20 protein-coding genes are annotated in these 20,225 nt (G+C 42.5%); 15 read left to right on the top strand and 5 right to left on the bottom strand.

The genetic code is table 11. The features are described 5' to 3' along the window. Positions 1 to 96: 96 nt before the first annotated feature. From LGZ98_RS20265 to LGZ98_RS20255, 3 genes are read left to right on the top strand one after another with little or no spacing between them, the layout of a single operon-like run. Positions 97 to 258 carry a hypothetical protein gene (locus LGZ98_RS20265; RefSeq protein ID WP_158536521.1) on the top strand — a complete coding sequence of 54 codons (162 nt, stop codon included), beginning with the start codon at positions 97 to 99 and terminating at the stop codon, positions 256 to 258. An 11-nt stretch (positions 259 to 269) separates the two neighbouring features. Then, positions 270 to 947 (top strand): transcriptional regulator TctD, encoded by a 678-nt coding sequence (gene tctD, locus LGZ98_RS20260; RefSeq protein ID WP_112876278.1) that lies wholly within the window; start codon positions 270 to 272, stop codon positions 945 to 947. Continuing rightward, positions 934 to 2,355, top strand: a complete 1,422-nt coding sequence (locus LGZ98_RS20255) for a sensor histidine kinase (RefSeq protein WP_113041757.1) — start codon at positions 934 to 936, stop codon at positions 2,353 to 2,355. The genes tctD and LGZ98_RS20255 overlap by 14 nt, the downstream gene beginning before the upstream one ends. Here the strand turns inward: LGZ98_RS20255 and LGZ98_RS20250 are convergent. Then, complete coding sequence (locus LGZ98_RS20250; protein ID WP_113041758.1) at positions 2,336 to 3,250, bottom strand: DMT family transporter; 915 nt, start codon at positions 3,248 to 3,250, stop codon at positions 2,336 to 2,338. The two genes, LGZ98_RS20255 and LGZ98_RS20250, sit on opposite strands and share 20 nt — an antisense overlap. A gap of 102 nt (positions 3,251 to 3,352) precedes the next feature. Here LGZ98_RS20250 and LGZ98_RS20245 point away from each other — a divergent pair, with 102 nt between their 5' ends. The 11 genes from LGZ98_RS20245 (at position 3,353) to LGZ98_RS20195 (ending at position 13,860) form a co-directional block, all read left to right on the top strand. Further along, positions 3,353 to 4,126: an AraC family transcriptional regulator gene (locus LGZ98_RS20245; protein WP_113041759.1), complete on the top strand. Its 774-nt coding sequence runs from the start codon at positions 3,353 to 3,355 to the stop codon at positions 4,124 to 4,126. Positions 4,127 to 4,216: 90 nt separating this feature from the next. Further along, on the top strand, positions 4,217 to 5,344 hold the full coding sequence (gene pdxB / locus LGZ98_RS20240; RefSeq protein WP_113041760.1) for a 4-phosphoerythronate dehydrogenase PdxB: 1,128 nt from the start codon (positions 4,217 to 4,219) through the stop codon (positions 5,342 to 5,344). A 51-nt stretch (positions 5,345 to 5,395) separates the two neighbouring features. Next, positions 5,396 to 6,406, top strand: coding sequence for an aspartate-semialdehyde dehydrogenase (locus LGZ98_RS20235; RefSeq protein ID WP_113041761.1), 1,011 nt, complete (start codon positions 5,396 to 5,398; stop codon positions 6,404 to 6,406). A gap of 41 nt (positions 6,407 to 6,447) precedes the next feature. Next, on the top strand, positions 6,448 to 7,242 hold the full coding sequence (gene truA, locus LGZ98_RS20230; RefSeq protein ID WP_191214804.1) for a tRNA pseudouridine(38-40) synthase TruA: 795 nt from the start codon (positions 6,448 to 6,450) through the stop codon (positions 7,240 to 7,242). A gap of 46 nt (positions 7,243 to 7,288) precedes the next feature. Continuing rightward, the gene (locus LGZ98_RS20225; RefSeq protein WP_113041762.1) at positions 7,289 to 7,978 is read left to right on the top strand and encodes a DedA family protein; all 690 of its coding nucleotides are present in this window, start codon (positions 7,289 to 7,291) and stop codon (positions 7,976 to 7,978) included. 102 nt (positions 7,979 to 8,080) lie between these two features. After that, positions 8,081 to 9,025 (top strand): acetyl-CoA carboxylase, carboxyltransferase subunit beta, encoded by a 945-nt coding sequence (gene accD / locus LGZ98_RS20220; RefSeq protein WP_112894722.1) that lies wholly within the window; start codon positions 8,081 to 8,083, stop codon positions 9,023 to 9,025. After that, a complete protein-coding gene (gene folC / locus LGZ98_RS20215) occupies positions 9,018 to 10,316 on the top strand; it encodes a bifunctional tetrahydrofolate synthase/dihydrofolate synthase (protein WP_113041763.1) in 1,299 nt (432 codons plus the stop codon). The genes accD and folC overlap by 8 nt, the downstream gene beginning before the upstream one ends. After that, positions 10,306 to 10,989 (top strand): cell division protein DedD, encoded by a 684-nt coding sequence (gene dedD, locus LGZ98_RS20210; RefSeq protein WP_113041764.1) that lies wholly within the window; start codon positions 10,306 to 10,308, stop codon positions 10,987 to 10,989. The genes folC and dedD overlap by 11 nt, the downstream gene beginning before the upstream one ends. A gap of 201 nt (positions 10,990 to 11,190) precedes the next feature. After that, the gene (gene cvpA, locus LGZ98_RS20205; RefSeq protein ID WP_036778783.1) at positions 11,191 to 11,697 is read left to right on the top strand and encodes a colicin V production protein; all 507 of its coding nucleotides are present in this window, start codon (positions 11,191 to 11,193) and stop codon (positions 11,695 to 11,697) included. A gap of 14 nt (positions 11,698 to 11,711) precedes the next feature. Further along, a complete protein-coding gene (gene purF / locus LGZ98_RS20200; RefSeq protein ID WP_112894725.1) occupies positions 11,712 to 13,229 on the top strand; it encodes an amidophosphoribosyltransferase in 1,518 nt (505 codons plus the stop codon). 46 nt (positions 13,230 to 13,275) lie between these two features. Further along, entirely contained in the window at positions 13,276 to 13,860 is a 585-nt protein-coding gene (locus LGZ98_RS20195; RefSeq protein ID WP_113041765.1) for a UbiX family flavin prenyltransferase, read from the top strand. Here the strand turns inward: LGZ98_RS20195 and LGZ98_RS20190 are convergent. From LGZ98_RS20190 to LGZ98_RS20175, 4 genes are all read right to left on the bottom strand, one after another. After that, positions 13,841 to 14,755 carry a TIGR01777 family oxidoreductase gene (locus LGZ98_RS20190; protein WP_113041766.1) on the bottom strand — a complete coding sequence of 305 codons (915 nt, stop codon included), beginning with the start codon at positions 14,753 to 14,755 and terminating at the stop codon, positions 13,841 to 13,843. The genes LGZ98_RS20195 and LGZ98_RS20190 overlap by 20 nt on opposite strands. A 154-nt stretch (positions 14,756 to 14,909) precedes the next feature. Beyond that, entirely contained in the window at positions 14,910 to 15,530 is a 621-nt protein-coding gene (gene yfcG, locus LGZ98_RS20185) for a GSH-dependent disulfide bond oxidoreductase (protein WP_113041767.1), read from the bottom strand. A 205-nt stretch (positions 15,531 to 15,735) separates the two neighbouring features. Then, the gene (locus LGZ98_RS20180; RefSeq protein WP_262978486.1) at positions 15,736 to 17,265 is read right to left on the bottom strand and encodes a hypothetical protein; all 1,530 of its coding nucleotides are present in this window, start codon (positions 17,263 to 17,265) and stop codon (positions 15,736 to 15,738) included. 68 nt (positions 17,266 to 17,333) lie between these two features. Beyond that, positions 17,334 to 17,744, bottom strand: coding sequence for a type III secretion system chaperone (locus LGZ98_RS20175; RefSeq protein ID WP_112894730.1), 411 nt, complete (start codon positions 17,742 to 17,744; stop codon positions 17,334 to 17,336). 556 nt (positions 17,745 to 18,300) lie between these two features. Here LGZ98_RS20175 and LGZ98_RS20170 point away from each other — a divergent pair. Then, the gene (locus LGZ98_RS20170) at positions 18,301 to 20,178 is read left to right on the top strand and encodes a lipase family protein (RefSeq protein ID WP_113041769.1); all 1,878 of its coding nucleotides are present in this window, start codon (positions 18,301 to 18,303) and stop codon (positions 20,176 to 20,178) included. Positions 20,179 to 20,225: the final 47 nt, after the last annotated feature.

Below are 20,225 nucleotides of genomic sequence, written 5' to 3'. Positions count from 1 at the left end.
CTATGAATTTCAAGATGCATCGCGACGGTAAGGGAACGAATCCTGGGAGCATAGCTAATATGTGACTGGGGTGAGTGCAGCCAACAAAGAGGCAGCTTGAAAGATAACGGGTATATTTATACCCAATGGATTTCAAGATGCATCGCGACGGCAAGGGAGCGAATCCCCGGGAGCATAGATAACTCTGTGACCGGGGTGAGTGAGTGCAGCCAACAAAGAGGCAACTTGAAAGATAACGGGTATATATTAATCGATTAGATATTGAAGATATGCGTTTACTTTTAGTGGAAGACCACCCTGAATTATTGCATTGGTTGCAAAAAGCACTGAGCAGTTCAGGATTTGCCGTAGATGTTGCTAGTGATGGCATAGTTGCTGATCAATTATTACAGACAGAAAACTATGCATTATTGATTCTGGATGTTTCTTTGCCTAGGTTGGATGGACTTTCTCTGTTAGTTCGTTTGCGTAAGCGTGGGCAAAATTTGCCGGTATTATTATTAACGGCGAAAGCCGATGTTTCTGAACGAGTGAAAGGGCTTAATTCTGGTGCCGATGATTATCTGACGAAACCTTTTGATTTACAGGAATTGGAAGCACGTATCCGGGCATTACTTCGTCGTAGTGCAAGTTTTCTACAGGAGACGCTGACATTTGGTTCCCTTGTTTATCAGGATGATGGTTACTTTGTTCTAAACGATGAGCCATTGGCTTTGACACCAAGGGAATTTTCGGTTTTGACAACATTGTTCCATCGTCGGGGGAGGCCTGTTTCTAAACAACAGCTCTTTGAGCAGGTATTTGCACTATCAGATGAAGCAAACCTACAAAGTATTGAACTTTATGTACACCGGATTCGGAAAAAATTGTCAGGCAGTAATGTGGGGATCAGTACATTACGGGGATTAGGTTATCGTCTGGAGCACCAGAAAGATGACATGGTTTAAAGTACAGAACTCATTGTTTCATCAGTTACTCTTATTTTTTGGTGTTCCACTGTTTGTGTTGGGTTGTTTATCGGTTTGCACCCATTATTTTAGTGCAGAGAATGCGGCGACATTGGCTTATGACCGTACTTTATTGGCATCTGCTCGAACTGTGGCAGAACGGCTGACTGTTAAGAATAATCAATTAATTGTCGATGTACCTTATGTGGTTTTGGATAGTTTTGAGCGAAATATGAATGATAGGCTGTTTTATCAGGTGTTATCACCTGAGGGGGAAATAATTTCCGGTTATGATGATTTGCCTTTGATCCCTAAAGATACGCTTCGCTCCAATTTATACACGGCTTTGGTTTATTTCTATGATGCTGAATATCACGGCCGGCCCATTCGGGTTGCTGCCCTTTATCAGCCGATCAATGAAGGGGGAATGATGGGAATGGCGTTGATACTAGTTGCTGAAACAGTAGCTTCCCGTCATTATCTTGCGCAACAATTATTAATATCTTCTTTGATGAGTCAAGGAGCCGTGGTTGGGTTGACTCTGATTCTGGCTTATTTTCTTTTGAAACAGTTACTTAAACCACTACATAAACTTTCTGGCGTCATGGTCCGTCGTCCCGCTAATGACCTTACTCCGTTACCGGATATGTTGCCTTGGTCGGAACTTTCCCCATTGTTATATGCATTTAATCGTTATATAGAGCGACTGAAATTGATGGTGAGTCGTCAGGAGAGGTTCAGTGCGGATGCTTCTCACCAACTTAGAACACCATTAACAGTATTAAAAACCCAAGTAGCGGTAGCGCTTGCCAGCAAAGATCCAGCGCAATGGAAAGAAAGCTTACAGGCTATTGATAGTACATTGGATAACACTATCTCTCTGACGGATCGTCTATTACAACTCTCTCGTTTGAAAGCGCATGAAAAGGAGGCCGTTCGGGATTATAGGCCGGTTAATCTAGTCGAATTGTTGCAACAGGCATGTTTTTCTCGTTTGCAACAGGCTGAAAGTAAGAATATTGATTTGGGTTATGAAGGCGAAAATGTTCAATGGATCAAGGGGGAAGCGGTATTACTGACGGAAATGTGTGCTAACTTATTGGACAATGCAATTAAATATACACCGGAAGGCGGCATTGTTACGGCTAGAGTGATTCTCAACTCTTGTAAGACATACTGTTATTTGGAAGTGGATGACAGTGGGCCGGGGATTGCTAAAGAAGAAGTCAATTTGTCTCTGATGGCTTTTAATCGTCTTGATAATGCTGCGGGGCATGAAGGGGCAGGATTAGGATTAGCTCTGGTAAAAGATATCGGTATTTATCATGGTACTCATCCCCAATTATTGCCCAGCGAAACACTGGGCGGTTTATTAGTAAGAATTCCTTTCAGGCTTTCTGATGATTAACTTCCTGAGGTTTTTTTGTTTTACGATTAAAAAGAGGAATGCGTAATTGTTGTGCCAGTATGACCCCTAGCAGTGTTATGCTACCCCCGATCAGATGGTAACTATGCATTTTTTCATGTAGAACCAGAATAGCGATAATAGCTGTAAATATCGGTGTCAAATTCATAAATATGGCAGCAGTATTAGCGCCAAGTTTTATGACACCTTGTATCCATAAATAGGGAGCAATGATCGAGGCTGGAATACCGGCGAATAAGACTAACGAGATATTGTTGGCATTCAATTGAACATCTTTGGTCAACAGGAAATTTGGCAGTAATAGCAGGACTCCAAAAGCAATCTGCACATACAGGGATTGCCAGTTGGGTAATGGAATAGACCAGTGTTTGGTTAACACGCTATAGAGTGCGTAGGAGATGGAAGCAATCAACATCATCAATTCACCGTGGCCTAAACCGTGTTGCAATAATGATATGGGATCACCGGTGCTGACCAACCAGACTAAACCAGACAGAGATAGAATGGTACCAAGAGCAATACCGACAGTGGGGATAACACGTAAAATAAATATACTGATGATAACAGTCAAAAGAGGAATCAATGAGCTAAGAATTCCCATAAATGTTGCACTGATACTGTGTGCAGCGTAATAGGCCAGGCTTTGATAAAGTACCATGCCAAGTGCGCCAAGAATTAATAATTTCCACCAATATTGACAGATTGTTTTCCATCGACGAATGACAGAGAGTACAACAAAGGGTGTTAATGTGAGAAAGGCTAGAAACCAGCGATAAAAAGAAATTGCAGCCGGATCAATAGCTGTAGCGGAGGCTTTACTCACCACGGCATTAATTGACCAAATCAGGACCGCCAGAAGAGGGAAAATCATATTCATATAAGTGAATCACATTGAGATAAAAATGAAGGTTTAGTCTAAAGGTGTCTGGTTTATTATATATAACGATAATCAGACAATAGATAAGGCAATTAAGACAATATGACAGAAAAGCTGAATGAACCTGTAGATATCATGGCTATTCCTGCGAGTATCTCTTTCCGTAACGAGTTATTCAGTGCGAATACTGAGTGTTTACGTCATACCCATCCATTTGGGCAACTTATTTATGTCGTTTGTGGTGTAATGGCAATGAATGCTGGAGGACAGCATTTTTTAGCTCCACCACAATTCTGTGTCTGGATACCGGAAGGAATAGAGCATTCTGGATATAGTAGAAAAGCAATGAGATTTAGGGCAATAGATATTTCTCCTAAATGGGGGAAATTATTGCCGAATACTCCTTGTATTATCCGGCTTAACTCCATATTCAATGCGATTATGACTGACTGTTTTGAACGTAAATTGAAAATACCAGAAACAGAACAGGATTTACGGTTAGCTCAAGTGCTGATTGATCAGTTAATTCAATCCCCTGTTCAGCATACCTATCTGCCTTCATCTAAAGATAAACTTTTGGCGCCGATATTACAGGAACTTGAGAGTAATCCTGCTGACAATACGCCATTAGCGCGATGGGCAAAACAGCGTTATACCTCGGAACGTACTTTATCACGGCGTTGCCAGCAAGAATTGGGAATGTCATTTAGCGAGTGGCGGCAGCGGTTACGGTTTTTACATGCAATCTCTTTGTTGGAACAGGGGAAAACTGTTAATGAAGTTGCTTTTGATGTGGGTTATAGCTCATCTTCTGCTTTTATCGCTATGTTTCAGCAATTGGCAGGCACGACACCGGAGCGTTTTAGGAAAAGTTAGCAATAAAAGAAACCGTTATTATGGGTTTTGTTATGATTAAATGGCAAAATAGTTCGCTACGTCCGTTTTAATGCCACAGGGTGGAATTAAGTGAAGATTCTGGTTGATGAAAATATGCCTTATGCTGATCAACTGTTTCAGCAATTGGGGGATGTACATGCTATTCCGGGGCGTCCGGTGCCGGAAGGTGTACTGGATAATGCTGATGCCTTTATGGTCCGTTCAGTAACTAAAGTCAATGAAGAGCTGTTGGAAGGTAGCACGGTAAAATTTATCGGTACGGCAACGGCGGGAACTGACCATGTGGATCAGTCGTGGTTATCGCAGGCAGGAATTGGATTCTCTGCTGCGCCGGGGTGTAATGCCATTGCAGTGGTTGAATATGTTTTCTCTGCATTAATGTTGCTGGCTGAACGTGATAATTTTGAGCTTAAGGATAAAGTTGTCGGAATCATCGGTGTCGGTAATGTCGGAAGGAGACTGGCAGAACGGTTAGCCGTTCTTGGTATCCGAACACTTTTATGTGATCCGCCAAGAGCTGCCAGAGGGGATGTCGGTGAATTTTGTCCACTGGAAAAACTGGTCAAAGAGGCGGATATTCTGACATTCCATACGCCATTGAATCTATCGGGCCCATATAAAACACACCATTTGGTAGATGCTGAATTATTGTCGGCTTTGCCGGATAACCGCATATTGATTAACGCCAGTCGTGGTGAAGTTATTGATAATCAAGCGCTGCTTGCTGTGTTGAAACGTGGCAAGAAACTTAGTGTTGTTTTGGATGTTTGGGAGCCGGAACCTGACTTATCCCTACCCTTACTGGAATTAGTTGATATTGGTACACCACATATCGCGGGTTATACCCTCGAAGGTAAAGCGCGTGGTACCACACAGGTATTTGAAGCTTACTGTGAATTCCTTGGTCAACCCCGTAAAGTGGCTTTATCTGATCTATTGCCAGAGCCAGATTTCAGCCGGGTTACCCTGCATGGAAATGTAACTCAAAGCACACTGAAGCGGTTGATGCATTTAGTGTATGATGTACGCCGCGATGATACCCCGTTACGGCAAGTTGCCGGTCAAAAAGGGCAATTTGATTATCTGCGTAAAAACTATTTAGAACGCCGGGAATGGTCATCCCTAACTGTATGTTGTGATAATAGAGAGAGTGCTGAGTTGCTAGCTGCTCTTGGTTTCAGTACAGAACTGATTTAATCCGTGCAGAAATATATCTGCATGTCAGAAAGATAGATGGAGAAAACCAACATGTCAGAAGGTTGGAATATTGCCCTATTGGGTGCCACAGGGGCAGTAGGTGAAGCGATATTGGCGTTATTACAAGAGCGTCAGTTTCCCGTTGGTGAATTGTATCCTCTCGCCAGTGAGCGCTGTGCCGGTGAAAGCCTGCGTTTTAATGGTAAAAATTTTGTTGTTGGTGATGCTGCTGATTTTGACTGGTCACAGGTACAGCTCGCTTTTTTTGTGGCTGGATTGGAGGCCACGGCACAATATGTTGAAAAAGCGACAGAAGAAGGTTGTTTGGTTATCGATAACAGTGGGTTGTTTGCTATGGAACCTGATGTACCTTTAGTTGTTCCGGGGGTGAATCCTCATGTTTTAGCGGATTATCGTAACCGAAATATTATTGCCTTGGCAGATAGTATGACCAGTCAGGTACTGACCGCCATTAAACCGCTGGTGGATGCGGCTGGAATTGCACGTTTGCATTTGACTAATCTGTTCTCTGTTTCTGTTCACGGCAAAGCGGCAGTTGATGAATTAGCCGGACAGAGTGCTCGTTTGCTTAATGGCATCCCACCGGAGCCAGGTCGTTTCAGTAAACAACTGGCATTTAATCTTTTGCCGTTGCCAACAGATGCTGAAGGTTCTGTGCGTGAAGAGCGTCGCCTTGTGGATCAGATACGCAAGATTTTACAGGATGAGGGATTACCCATTTCAGTGAGTTGCGTTCAGTCTTCCGTTTTTTATGGCAATGCTCAAGTAGTCCATTTGGAAACATTGCGTCCGGTTGGGGTGGCAGAAGCACGAGAAGAATTAGAGCGGATGATTGATATTAACGTTTCAGATGACGATGATTATCCAACGCCGGTGACAGAAGCATCGGGTAATGAAGCATTGAGCATTGGTTGTCTGCGCCACGATTATGGTATGCCGGAAGTATTACAATTTTGGTCTGTGGCCGATAACATCCGGTTTGGTGGTGCATTAATGGCTGTTGAGACAGCGGAAAAACTGATTCAGGAGCAATTTTACTGATGTTCGGTACAGAACAAACAGAATCTGTGCCGGGTTCAAAGATGAAAATTGCATTGGGAATTGAGTACGATGGCAGTCGATATTATGGCTGGCAGCGTCAGCAGGAAGTAAAAAGTGTTCAGGGATGCCTAGAGGAAGCACTATCAAAAGTCGCCGATGAACCCATATCAGTATTTTGTGCTGGTCGAACCGATGCTGGAGTACATGCAACAGGGCAGGTTGTGCATTTTGAAACGTCTGTTCAGCGCAAGGATGCGGCGTGGACAATGGGCGTGAACGTACATTTACCACCAGATATTGCTGTTCGTTGGGTGAAAACTGTGGATGAGGGTTTCCATGCCCGTTTTAGTGCAACTGCCCGGCGATATCGTTACATTATTTTTAATCATCGTTATCGTCCGGCAGTGCTGGCCAATGGTGTGACCCATTTTCACTATCCACTGGATGAAAAGCGGATGCACCAGGCTGCGCAATGTTTATTAGGGGAAAATGATTTTACCTCTTTCCGTGCAGTTCAATGCCAATCTAAAACGCCTTGGCGTAATGTGATGCATATTAATGTCAATCGTTACGGACATTACGTTGTCATAGATATTAAAGCCAATGCTTTTGTGCATCATATGGTGCGTAATATTGCGGGTAGTCTGATGGAAATTGGCTGTGGGAATCAGGATATTAACTGGATGGCCCAGTTGCTTGCTTTAAAAGATCGGACGAAAGCCGCTGCGACGGCAAAAGCAGCAGGGTTGTATCTGGTTGCTGTTGATTATCCGGCGCAATTTGATTTGCCGAGAGCGGTTATGGGGCCTCTGTTTTTGGCAGATGATCTGATTTAACATTTCTAGTTGCCGACACGGATGTTTTGGCATAGCGGGGAATATTATGGAATTTCTGACTCATTTTTTTGATTTTGCTAAATTTATTATTGATTTCATTCTCCATATTGACATTCATTTAGCCGAACTGGTCGCACAATATGGTGATTGGGTATATGGCATTCTGTTTCTGATTTTATTTTGTGAAACAGGGTTAGTGATTACTCCGTTTCTGCCGGGGGATTCGCTGTTATTTGTTGCTGGCGCTTTAGCGGCTCTGGGCTCAAATGATCTGAATGTGCATATCATGGTGGCATTGATGATCATTGCGGCTATTATTGGTGATGCGGTGAACTACGCTATTGGTCGCATTTTTGGCGAAAGGTTATTTACTAATCCAAATTCAAAAATTTTCCGCCGCAGTTATTTAGATAAAACACATGAGTTTTATGAAAAACATGGTGGGAAGGCAATTATTTTGGCGCGATTTGTACCAATTATCAGAACATTTGCACCATTCGTTGCAGGTATGGGGAAAATGTCTTATCGTCGTTTTGCTGCTTATAACGTGATTGGCGCACTAGTTTGGGTACTGTTATTCACCTATTCTGGTTATATATTCGGTGATATGCCAATGGTACAACAGAATTTGAAACTGTTGATTGTCGCTATCATCTTTATTTCAATCCTGCCCGGAGTGATTGAAATCTGGCGTCATCGTCGTACGGTGATGAAGCAGAAGAGTGATAACCGGTAACAGGTTTGAGCAGTTTTTTATCCACACTGTAATAGCATTGTGGTTTAATGGCACACAATAACAAAACTGGCATAAGCCAGATTCAGACGGAAAGATCATTCAATGAGCTGGATTGAAAAAATTCTTAATAAAAGCAACATTACCCAAACGCGTAAAGCGAATATCCCAGAAGGGGTTTGGACTAAATGTGATAGTTGCAGTCAGGTGCTCTACCGTGCTGAGCTAGAGCGCAATCTTGAGGTTTGCCCTAAATGTGATCATCACATGCGTATTTCGGCGCGTACCCGATTGGCTACATTCCTTGATGAAGGGGCAACGACGGAATTAGGGGGGGAATTAGAGCCAAAAGATATTCTTAAATTCCGCGATTCCAAAAAGTATAAAGATCGTATATCAGCGGCGCAGAAGCAAACCCAAGAAAAAGATGCGCTAGTCGTGATGAAAGGTACCCTGAGTGGTATGCCAGTTGTTGCTGCTGCTTTTGAATTTGCATTTATGGGCGGTTCTATGGCTTCGGTTGTTGGTGCCCGTTTTGTCCGTGCCGTAGAACAGGCATTGGCAGACAATTGTCCTCTGATTTGTTTTTCTGCCAGTGGTGGCGCTCGTATGCAAGAGGCATTGATGTCACTGATGCAGATGGCGAAAACCAGTGCTGCTTTAGCAAAAATGCAAGAACGTGGTTTGCCTTATATCTCTATCATGACCGATCCGACAATGGGCGGTGTTTCAGCAAGTCTGGCGATGTTGGGTGATATCAATATTGCTGAACCAAAAGCATTGATTGGTTTTGCCGGACCACGAGTTATTGAGCAGACCGTTCGTGAAAAATTACCGTCCGGTTTCCAGCGTAGTGAATTTTTGCTGGAAAAGGGAGCGATTGACATGATTGTTCGTCGCCCTGAAATGCGTGACACCCTTGCCAGTTTACTTTCTAAACTAACCCATCAGTCGCAGCCAGGCATTAAGCCAATTGTTGCTGAATTTGTGGCAGAACCCGCTGATGTTGAGGCGGATATTCAAATAAGTACCAATAAAGAAGATGTCTGACACTTTACAAATTCCTCAAGCCACGTCGCCATTGATGACGTGGCTTTCCTACCTTGGGAACCTGCATACTACGGCCATTGATATGGGGCTTGAGCGTGTGGGGAAACTTGCCCGAACTTTGGCGTTGGTTAATCCTGCACCTAAGGTGATAACCGTATCCGGTACTAATGGTAAAGGTACTACCTGTTGCACGATAGAATCTATTCTGTTGGCGGCTGGGCTGAGAGTGGGTGTTTACAGCTCTCCGCATCTTGTACGTTATACCGAAAGAGTTCGTATTCAGGGTAAAGAATTACCTGAACAGGAATTCTGTCGTGTATTTGCGGATATTGAATCTCGTCGTGGTGATATTTCGCTGACTTATTTTGAATATGGCACATTAGCGGCTTTGCAACTGTTTAAACAAGCTTGTCTGGATGTGGTCATCTTAGAAGTAGGCTTAGGTGGGCGACTGGATGCGACAAATGTTGTGGACGCCGATATTGCCGCTATTACCAGTATTGCAATTGATCATATTGATTGGTTGGGTGTTGATCGCGAACATATTGGTCGTGAGAAAGCAGGGATTTTCCGTAAAGATCGTTTTGCCGTGGTGGGTGAGTCGGATATGCCATCTTCTATTGCGGAAGTTGCGGGTGAATTAGGCGCCGAGTTGTTCCGTTGTGGCATTGACTGGCGTTTCTCTCAACAGGATAGAAACTGGCACTGGCAATCTGATGATAGGCTATTTAGCAACCTACCTTTGCCAAATGTTCCTCTGATGAATGCCGCAACGGCGATGGGTGTTATTTGTTGCCTGTTACGACAAGATGATAAAGTCAGTCGAGCTATTAATGAGAGTGCAATCCATCAAGGGTTACAGAATGCGCAGTTACCTGGGCGTTTCCAGATAGCTCGTGAAAATCCATTGTTGATCTTGGATGTGGCTCATAATCCCCATGCAGCGGCTTATCTGGTACAGAAATTGGCCCAGTTGCCCCGTCAGCCGGGCAGTAGAATCCTTGGTGTCGTGGGTATGCTAGGTGATAAAGATATTGCCGGTACACTGACTTGCCTGTCACAGCAAATAAATGAGTGGTATTGCGCTCCATTGACTGAACAGCGTGGTGCAGATGCACAGACATTGGCTCAGCATCTTGGACAGCCACGGGTATTTACTGATGTGGAAAGTGCTTGGCATCAGGCGATGGCTGATGCTGATGAGCAAGATATTGTTGTTGTTTGTGGCTCATTCCACACGGTAGCGCATGTCATGGAGGCTCTGGTCAGGGAGAAAGGAAGTGGCAAGTAAATTTCAGAATCGTTTGGTTGGTACAATTGTATTGGTAGCATTGGGTGTCATTGTGCTGCCTGCGTTGTTAGACGGCAACAAGAAATATAACGAAGATAAATTTGCATCAATTCCCTTGGTTCCAAAGCCAGGGGATGAGCAAGAAATTGACTCTATACCTCCTCTTAATCCACCAATATTATCAGTGCCTCTGGAAGATGAGACAGAGGCATTGCAGCCAGAAACACTGGAGCAGCCGGAAATACCATTGGTTACCACTCCTCAGCCTGCGCCGATAGTCCCTCCTGCTGTTCAGCCAGAAGTGAAGCCTCAACCACAGATTAAGCTTGAACCAAAACCAGATACTAAGCCGCCGGCACCGGCGCTTAAACCTAAACCAGAGATTAAGTCAGAACCGAAACCTGAAGTTAAACCGGTTGAAAAAGCCCCGCAAGGGCAGGCTTATATCGTACAACTGGGTGCTTTGAAAAATGCCGGAAAGGTAGATGAAATCGTTGCCAGACTACGTTTGTCTGGTTATCAGGTTTATACGGTTCCTTCATCTCCGGTTCAGGGGCAATTAACGAGAATATATGTCGGTCCGAACGCTTCTAAACAACAACTTGACTCGGCATTATCAGAATTGAAAAGTTTGACTGGATTACAAGGGCAGGTAAGGAGTTACAGGCCGTAATAAAAGTGGGTGATGCCTATGTGACAAATAGGACAACTATCATGAAGAAGTAAATATTAAGTGACTGCGGCGATGATAATTATTCAAATTCGTCGCCTTAATTATTTTCAGTAGGATAGGAAATCTGCTACGCAAACGTTTTCGTTTTCTGTTAGAATGCACCTGAAACGGATGCCGAGGTGTCTATTTTGGAATTAAAACATGGTTTGGATTGATTACGTTATTATCGCCATTATTGGCTTCTCGGCATTAGTTAGCCTGATTCGTGGGTTTATTCGTGAGGCATTATCACTGGTCACCTGGGGATGTGCTTTCTTTGTGGCAAGCCATTTTTATACTTACTTAGCGGTCTATTTCACCCGTTTTGAAGATGAATTGGTACGTAACGGGATTGCTATTGCGTTGCTGTTTATTGCTACTTTGATTGTCGGTTCCGTGGTGAACTATGTGATAGGTTCTCTTGTGCAACGGACTGGATTGTCAGGTACTGATCGAGTACTGGGGGTCTGCTTTGGGGCATTGCGTGGTGTGCTGATTGTCGCGGCTATTCTGTTTTTTCTGGATACATTTACACCATTGGCTCGAAGTGAGGATTGGAAACAGTCACAATTGATCCCGCAGTTCAGTCATATCATAAGGTGGTTCTTTGACTACCTGCAAAATGCGTCAAGTTTCTTGCCGGAGAAATATACCTCTCCGTTTGGCTGATGAGGAAGAACTACATGTGCGGTATTGTTGGTATCGTCGGTTTTACACCGGTTAACCAGTCGATTTATGATGCGTTGACGGTGCTTCAGCACCGTGGGCAAGATGCTGCGGGCATTGCCACTATTGATGGTAACAATGGGTTTCGTTTACGCAAAGCCAATGGCTTAGTGAGAGACGTGTTTGAAGCCCGGCATATGCTGCGTTTACAGGGAACGATTGGGATTGGTCATGTTCGCTACCCGACAGCGGGCAGTTCCAGTGCATCGGAAGCTCAACCGTTTTATGTGAACTCTCCATTTGGTATTACATTGACACACAATGGTAATTTGACGAATGCTCATGAGTTGAAGAAAAAGTTGTTTGAGAATGCCCGTCGCCATGTGAATACCACGTCAGATTCTGAGATTTTGCTTAATGTTTTTGCTAGTGAACTGGATTGTTTCCAGCATTATCCATTGGAGCCTGACAATATTTTTGCGGCAGTAGCGGCAATGCATAAACAGGTGAGTGGTGCTTATGCCTGCATTGCGATGATTATTGGTCATGGGTTAGTTGCTTTCCGTGATCCGCATGGTATTCGTCCATTGGTTTTAGGTAAGCGTACTTTGGATGATGGTCGTAATGAGTATATGGTCGCTTCTGAAAGCGTTGCATTGGATACGCTAGGCTTTGAATTCCTGCGGGATGTTGCATCAGGTGAAGCGATTTATATTACTGAACAAGGTCAGTTATTTACTCGTCAATGTGCTGAAAATCCTTCTCTGACCCCCTGTTTATTTGAATTTGTCTATTTGGCTCGCCCAGATTCCTTTATTGATAAAATTTCGGTTTATAACGCCCGCATACGGATGGGGCATAAGCTAGGGGCGAAAATTGCCCGCGAATGGGAAGACTTACATATTGATGTGGTTATTCCAATCCCCGAAACATCTTGCGATGTTGCGCTAGAAATTGCACGCATACTCGGTAAACCCTATCGTCAGGGGTTTGTAAAAAACCGTTATGTTGGTCGGACATTTATCATGCCTGGGCAACAGGAACGCCGGAAATCAGTCCGCCGTAAACTGAATGCTAATCGAGCAGAATTCCGTGATAAAAATGTGCTATTGGTAGATGACTCTATTGTGCGTGGTACAACGTCAGAACAGATTGTTGATATGGCTCGTGAAGCCGGCGCGAAGAGAGTTTATCTTGCTTCGGCGGCACCGGAAGTACGTTTCCCGAATGTTTATGGCATTGATATGCCCAATGCAAATGAACTGATTGCTCATGGGCGTGAAGTGGATGAAATTCGCCAACTTATTGGTGTAGATGCATTGATATTTCAGGATCTAACTGATCTGATCGACGCTGTTCGTGAAGAAAACCCGGATGTTGATGGGTTTGAGAGTTCAGTATTCAATGGCGTTTATGTTACCAAAGACGTTGACCAGACTTATCTCTATTATCTGGAGAATCTGCGTAAAGACGATGAAGTAAAACTGAATAATCAGAATGAAATTGAAAATCTGGATATCTATAATGAAGGTTGATGATTTTCGGGTTTAAATAGTTGTTCAGTGTTTGTATGAGGAAAGAATGAAAAGATTGATAGTAGGGCTTACAGGAGCAAGTGGGGCCATTTATGGTATAAGGCTACTGCAAGTTTTACAACCAGTTGAAGGGGTAGAAACACATCTGGTTATCAGTCATTCTGCTCGCCAGACACTGGCGCTTGAAACAGATTATAGTTTACGGGATGTGCAGGCGCTGGCTGATGTTGTGTATGACAACAGAGATATCGCTGCTGCTATCTCTTCAGGTTCATTCAAAACTTCGGGCATGGTAATTCTACCATGCTCAATGAAAACCCTTTCAGGTATTGTCCACAGTTATACTGATGGATTAGTAACCAGAGCGGCAGATGTTGTATTGAAAGAAAGTCGTAAGTTAGTGCTTGGGGTGAGGGAAACGCCGTTGCATTTGGGGCATCTCAGGCTGATGACTCAAGCGGCAGAAATTGGTGCGGTGATTATGCCGCCTGTGCCTGCATTTTATCATCAGCCTCAACAGATTCAGGATATTATTGACCAGACGGTTAACCGAGTGCTTGATCAGTTTGATATCGAGCTACCTCATGATCTATTTACCCGTTGGCAAGGGGCTAAAAGCGTTGAGATTTAGCATCTAGTAAGTCTTGAAATGCCTCTTTTAGCTGAAAATAGCGGAAGCTAAAACCCGCTTGTTCCAAGTTATGCGGTATTGCCTGTTGTCCGCCCAGTACCAGTGCCGCAGCTTCTCCCATCAGTAATTTCAGCACAAAAGCAGGTGTTCGGATAATAGTAGGACGGTGTAATACTTCTCCCAGTGTTGCGGCAAATTGATCATTATGTACTGGATAAGGGGCGGTCATATTAAAAGGACCACTCAAACCAGGTGTCATTAACAGGTAATAGATACCATTCACCATATCGTCAATATGAATCCAGGGCAGATACTGTTTTCCGCTCCCCATCGGGCCACCAAGCCCAAGACGGAACAAGGGAAGCATTTTTTTCAGTGCGCCGCCGTTTTTTGCCAGTACAACACCAGTACGTAAAAGACAAACACGGGTTTTATCACTGGCTGCCTGTAATGCAAGTTGTTCCCACTGCTTACAGAGCTGATGAGTAAATTCATCATGAGGTGGCTCATGCTCTGTGACAATTGTTTGATTCTGATCCCCGTAATAGCCTACCGCAGAGCCGGAAATAAAGACTTCTGGTGGTGTCTGGCTGGCATTAATGAGCTTGCTGAGTTGCTCTGTTAATGTCCAGCGACTCTGGCACAGCTCCTCTTTTTGCGTTGAAGTCCATAGTTTGTTTGCTATGGGCTCGCCAGCAAGATTGATTACGGCATCAAAATCGTTGAGATCGGTTTTATCTTTCAGGCTGGTCCAGCATTCAGCTTGATTGCTGAATAGAGAATAAACTTTTTGAGGTGAGCGGCTTAGAATAGTAATGGAATGGGATAGGGAAAGAAGTTGGCAAACCAGACGGTTACCAATCAAACCTGTCCCTCCAGTGATTAAAATACGCATAACCACTCCTATAACCTAAATTGTTGATATAAAAAATGTTGTTGATATAAGAACTATAGCATATAGCAGAGATATAAGGGTTGGTGGTTAAAGATATAGCTATCTGTCAGCCTGATCAAGTTTTGCGGGGAAATAGTTACCCCGCAGACAGATATTAAGCTTTGCTATAGGCAATTTGAGTGGCGGGGCGATGACTGATAGTGTCAAACCATTTTTTCACTGCCGGATAATCATTCAGGTCAATATTCTGACGTTCATAAGCACGAACCCACGGATAAGTTGAGATATCAGCAATACTGTATTCCTGACCGCCCAGATAGGGTGTTTTTTCCAATTGGGTATTCAGGACTTGATACAAGCGTTTTGTCTCTTCCTGATAACGATTAATCGCGTAAGGGACTTTTTCCGGCGCGAAATGACTAAAATGGTGATTTTGTCCTAGCATCGGGCCAAAGCCACCGATCTGCCAAAACAGCCATTGCAGGCATTGAACACGCTCACGCATATCTTTGCTGAGTAACTTGCCCGTTTTTTCTGCCAGATAAGTAAGAATGGCGCCAGATTCAAAAATAGCGATAGGTTTACCACCATCGATTGGTTGCTGATCAACAATAGCGGGAATCTTATTATTGGGCGAAATGGCAAGAAATTCAGGTTTGAATTGATCTCCTGCGCTAATATCAATTCGGTGAATATTATAGGGAAGGCCAGCTTCTTCCAGGAAGAGTGTGATTTTATGGCCGTTTGGCGTTGGAGCATAATACAGATCGATCATGGAACCTCCAGTGGAACGTGTAATTGTATGACACATTATCATTAATTTGTGTAGTGTGTAAGATACGCGGATACTCTTCCTGGCCTAAGAGCGACGTTGATTTGTTAACGCAATAGAGCTTGAGTAATGATCTTCCTGAGCAGTACGACAGGAAGATCTATTGATAAAAGAAATTGATTAGCTTTTCTTCTGGAGAAAAGCGTACTTATCTAGAGCTTGTTTTTATACTGCCATCCGCGTTAACTGTTGCTCGACTTCCGCCGTACAGATCTTTTTTGAAAGTAGAGTAATCTGTGTGGACATCATCGCGGCCTTCTAATTGTGCCAATATTTCCTGGCTGGATATGCTAAATCCTTTGGCATGTATAGGAGAGGAGAAAGGTTCGGTATAGAGATTCAATCCCCACTGAGGCGCTAAACCGTGGTTAGCCGCGCCTAAATTAACTTCAATCATAGAATGATGATTATCATCAACCAGATAACCTGTTGCCAGCCATCGAGTGAGTTCTTTCATTTCCCGCTCCCCACGTTGAATTGATTGCTCTGGTGATTCCCCGTGAGTAGGCGCACCTAAAGCAAGATCATTTTTCAGGCCCGCACTCAACAACCTGGCCGCAGTAATAAAACGGTCCGTAGTACCGGAAGGTGCAGCGACAGTTGGCAAATTGTGTAAAGCTGCATCCTTGGAAAATCCTGTATTTTCTTTCACATTCCAGACAGAAAAGCCATTGCCACGTTGTACGATAATGTTTTCCTTAGCTAATTCTTGATGTGCTTTGATAGGTTCTGACTGACTAAATTGATAGTCAGTTCTATCCAGCCGGTTGCGAGGATTTAAACTGGCAAATGCCAACTCTCGGTTGGTCAAACGATTATCGGCCTCAAGTGAAGCGGCGGTTGACCAGACGCTATCTTTATCAGGAGCCGGTGCTCTGAAATCATTTTGGACTTTTGTAAGACTATTGCCAGCCAGAGCAGGGTTACTGATAATTTCTTGTCCATTTGCCTGTTTAGTCACCTGATATAATTCGGGATTTTCAGAGGCATTAAATTTATTTTCATTTTTAAAAGTGTAAAGCGCTAATTGGTCCGGTAAGGGTTTTTCCGTAGTGGAACCGCGGGCGGGTGCAAAGTTTTTACTTTCCAAGTAACCAATATCAATTATATCCTTGAATTCTGATTTCAATTCGGGTGATGAATAAACTTTCTCCAGAGTATCGCGGAAATAAGCTGAGTTGGTGAGATCATAATAAGCAGTGGCTTTTTCCCTCAATGTTAGCGGTTCTGTATCAGCCCTATCAGATCTGACGCCATTCTGCCGTGCTTCGTTAATAATTCGAGTAAATCCACCTGCGCCAAGCTGACCGACAATACTAAAACCGGGTTTATCACCAGTATAAGCATTAAGCATTTTAGTGATTGCGGTTAATTCATTACCCTCTGCTCGAACGAAAAGTTTCACCAGGTTGGATAAGAGAGAATCAACCGTTTTGTGGGCAGCGGTGCTTTCGCTGGCTAAACGAGAAATATTAGCTTCAATTTGTTTATTGGCCACGACGGATTTTTCATTCCATCCTGTAATAACCGAGGTTGGTGCTGTAAGTGGATTATCAATGGTATTATTTAATAATGGCTCGCAGCAATGGCAAGTTTTATCTGTTGCAGCTGGTTGATGTAATTCAGTTTGATGAATATCAATTCTGGTATTAGCTCTTTGTATTGAAAAATCTGGCATACTTTTTCTCCATTATTTTATTGTGTTTTCTTCTATGAAGCTTTTTAATTCACGATCTTAAAAACATCTCAAACTAAAATATCGTGGGCTGAAGCGGAGGTGGCAAGCTTAGTTTCAGGAAAAGGGAGTTCAGCTCTTATTCTTTGAAGATTTCCTAGAATATTAGCCAAATCAGTCGCATCGATTCGCTCTATATCTTGAAGTAAACAGAGACGAATAGTTTGAGTTGGCTGATGTAATGCGAGCCATGCTCCTCCAAGTATATTTATATTACTATTTAATGAGAGCCAAAATTCCGCATCATGATTAACAAACGAAGCTACTGTATGATGAAAAGTCAGCATTGATCCTGTTGAATCTACTTCTAACCACCAAGGGCCATAATCACCAATGTTTAATTGCACTGCGCCGGTAGAGAGATTCAACATAATATTGGTTTGGGCGGCAAAATCTGCGCATAATTTTTCTAACCTGGACATAAATAAATCTCATCAAAAAAATTAATAGTAAAATATTGTCCAAATTATGAGATTGAAGCATAGGATCGTCTATCAAAAATAGACAAAAATATTGTAAAAATTAATCAGGCAATGGATTCTGTTGTGTTAATGAGGTGCTCCCTTGCCGTCGTGATGCATCTTGAAATCCATAGGGTATTTTTATGAAGAACTAAGCTAAATCTAACGAGATAAGGCGGCATGATAAATCTCAATACCCGATTTGGCTATGATTTCCTCTGGTTCTCGTAGACTGAGAGGATAGTCAGGTGCTAGCGAGCAGCCGGGATAAATTTATGGTTTTTATTTTTTGTGGATCTAGTTTTTGTGAAATTAAATAAATCAATGACCTGCATTGTTATTTTGTTGCCATTTTTTACCTTATGTTTTTCATAATTATATTCGTTTTGCATTTGTTGAATTTTATTACAATTACAGACTTGAGTGAATGAATTTTCTCTCCCACTATTATTAGTGTATCGACCTGATAATAAGTGTCTAATTAATATTCCAGAATAAAAAAAGGGAGATAATAATTATGAGCGAATTATGCCCACGTGAAATTATTGATAGCCAAAAAATGACAGAAAATTGGGTGGAGTTTCAATTAGTTGATGAACAAGGTAATCCATTAGTGAATATGCCTTATCGTCTGATAAGTAGCGGGAGGTTGCGAGATGAACGCAAAGGTGTGACTAATAATCAAGGATTGCTTAGGGAAGAAAACTTATCACCTGATGCGGTAACGTTATATATCAGTGCTCAACCATTAGCTGATGAAATGGAGCAGCGTCCATTACGGGAAAAACGCGGTATTAGGGCATCAGTTGTCCAACCAAAAGCAGAAACGGAAGGTCACCAATACCGTTATGTGACGATTGGACAGATAAGTGATGGTTTGCCTGTAATTGATAAATGGATAGAAGATAAACCGCCACGTTATCATTTCCCAGATTCGGTATCGAAAGGTTTTCGGGTTCTCTCAACAAACTGCCGGTATGTTTTGGAAGTATGTCCGTTTCGCGCATGGGTACTATTGTTACATCATCAGAAAGATTATTCCCTGGTGAATGCTTATAATTTGGCATTAATGGGATTGCTGTCATATTTTGATGATAATGTTGATATAGCAGGTTCTATTACTCATTTTTTTAACCGACAAATGCTGGATATATCTCAATTACCGAGTAAGGTGGAAAAAATATCGCGTACTCCCATTGTTTATGATGTGCCATTTAGTGAACGTTATACTGATGTTGTATTTATTGATTCAAAAGCGGGTGAAAGTGGGATAGGAGATACGGAGTTATTTTATGTCGCTAATCAACAGGAAATTATTGTTAGCTGGCGGGGAACGGCGAGTGTTGATGACGCCATTACTGATATTATGTATCAACCATTGAAATTGGGTTGTGAACCAGATGGTGTATGCAGTGGTTTTATTAATAATGGTAAAGTTCATCGGGGATTTTGGGAGGCATTTAATCTTATTGGCCAGTTAAAAGCTCCCGGTTCTGATGAAAATATGTTTGATAAAATTATTGATTTAGCTAAAAGCCGAAACGTATTTGTTTGTGGACATAGTTTGGGGGGCGCTTTAGGGTTATTGCATAGTGCCCAACTGAAAAAATATCATCCTTGTTTATATAGTTATGGGATGCCGCGGACATTAACCCGTAGTGCGGTACAAGAATTGGAAGATATTACACATTACCGTCATGTGAATGAAAATGATTTGGTTCCCTCTATGCCGCCGGAAAAAGATTTGGATAACTGGCTTTATAATTATTGGGGACCATTAGGTTATCTATTTAGTACCATTGAATTATTGGGTTTGACAAAAGGTCAGGAAGTTTTCTTACATCATGGGGAAATAGTTCACTTTTATAAAGCTGATCTCATTATTGAAACTTTAAAAAAGAGTGATTCAAACGATCTTATACGACTCACAGAAATATTACCTGTCATGGCAAAATTGTATTTGATTCCGTCATTGAATCATCAAACGAAAGATAATATTAAGGTGGCATTGGAGATTCAGAAAGAATTTTTTAAACAGATAAGCGACGCTGATAAGAATAAGTGGTTTCCACGTAATGCAAACCCGACTTTGAAATATGCCTTGGGAGTACCTGATCATCGTATGCTTAAATATATTCATTACATTGGCGATCGAATTGCAGAGTTGTTTGTGCCAGACAAATATTATTTTTATCAAGATCAGAAGAAATTATTTGAAAATACAATGAATGAAAGGAGTGATATTGTTCCTGATATTCGGCAACGTAACACACTATTTTTGAATATGGATAACCAGTTAGAGCAAGCACTTATTGATACTCTACAAGATAAACAGGGTATTTTGGCCTTAACGCGTTATACCAATATTGCCACACGGATTGAGAAAGAGTTATGATGAAATAAAGGTGAATAAATTAAATATTAAGATTAGTGAATTGGCAT

Source organism: Photorhabdus kayaii, assembly GCF_025384895.1.
GTDB lineage: Bacteria > Pseudomonadota > Gammaproteobacteria > Enterobacterales > Enterobacteriaceae > Photorhabdus > Photorhabdus kayaii.
The sequence above is the reverse complement of the archived record's forward strand: the minus strand, read 5'-3'. Positions and strand labels throughout refer to the sequence as shown.

Coding starts and splice junctions, on each gene's coding strand:
- LGZ98_RS20225 (WP_113041762.1), top strand. CDS start 7,289: ATGGAATTTCTGACTCATTTTTTTGATTTTGCTAAATTTATTATTGAT.
- accD (WP_112894722.1), top strand. CDS start 8,081: ATGAGCTGGATTGAAAAAATTCTTAATAAAAGCAACATTACCCAAACG.
- LGZ98_RS20175 (WP_112894730.1), bottom strand. CDS start 17,744: ATGTCCAGGTTAGAAAAATTATGCGCAGATTTTGCCGCCCAAACCAAT.
- purF (WP_112894725.1), top strand. CDS start 11,712: ATGTGCGGTATTGTTGGTATCGTCGGTTTTACACCGGTTAACCAGTCG.
- truA (WP_191214804.1), top strand. CDS start 6,448: ATGAAAATTGCATTGGGAATTGAGTACGATGGCAGTCGATATTATGGC.
- LGZ98_RS20245 (WP_113041759.1), top strand. CDS start 3,353: ATGACAGAAAAGCTGAATGAACCTGTAGATATCATGGCTATTCCTGCG.
- cvpA (WP_036778783.1), top strand. CDS start 11,191: ATGGTTTGGATTGATTACGTTATTATCGCCATTATTGGCTTCTCGGCA.
- LGZ98_RS20235 (WP_113041761.1), top strand. CDS start 5,396: ATGTCAGAAGGTTGGAATATTGCCCTATTGGGTGCCACAGGGGCAGTA.
- folC (WP_113041763.1), top strand. CDS start 9,018: ATGTCTGACACTTTACAAATTCCTCAAGCCACGTCGCCATTGATGACG.
- LGZ98_RS20250 (WP_113041758.1), bottom strand. CDS start 3,250: ATGAATATGATTTTCCCTCTTCTGGCGGTCCTGATTTGGTCAATTAAT.
- yfcG (WP_113041767.1), bottom strand. CDS start 15,530: ATGATCGATCTGTATTATGCTCCAACGCCAAACGGCCATAAAATCACA.
- LGZ98_RS20255 (WP_113041757.1), top strand. CDS start 934: ATGACATGGTTTAAAGTACAGAACTCATTGTTTCATCAGTTACTCTTA.
- LGZ98_RS20195 (WP_113041765.1), top strand. CDS start 13,276: ATGAAAAGATTGATAGTAGGGCTTACAGGAGCAAGTGGGGCCATTTAT.
- LGZ98_RS20190 (WP_113041766.1), bottom strand. CDS start 14,755: ATGCGTATTTTAATCACTGGAGGGACAGGTTTGATTGGTAACCGTCTG.
- LGZ98_RS20180 (WP_262978486.1), bottom strand. CDS start 17,265: ATGCCAGATTTTTCAATACAAAGAGCTAATACCAGAATTGATATTCAT.
- LGZ98_RS20170 (WP_113041769.1), top strand. CDS start 18,301: ATGAGCGAATTATGCCCACGTGAAATTATTGATAGCCAAAAAATGACA.
- tctD (WP_112876278.1), top strand. CDS start 270: ATGCGTTTACTTTTAGTGGAAGACCACCCTGAATTATTGCATTGGTTG.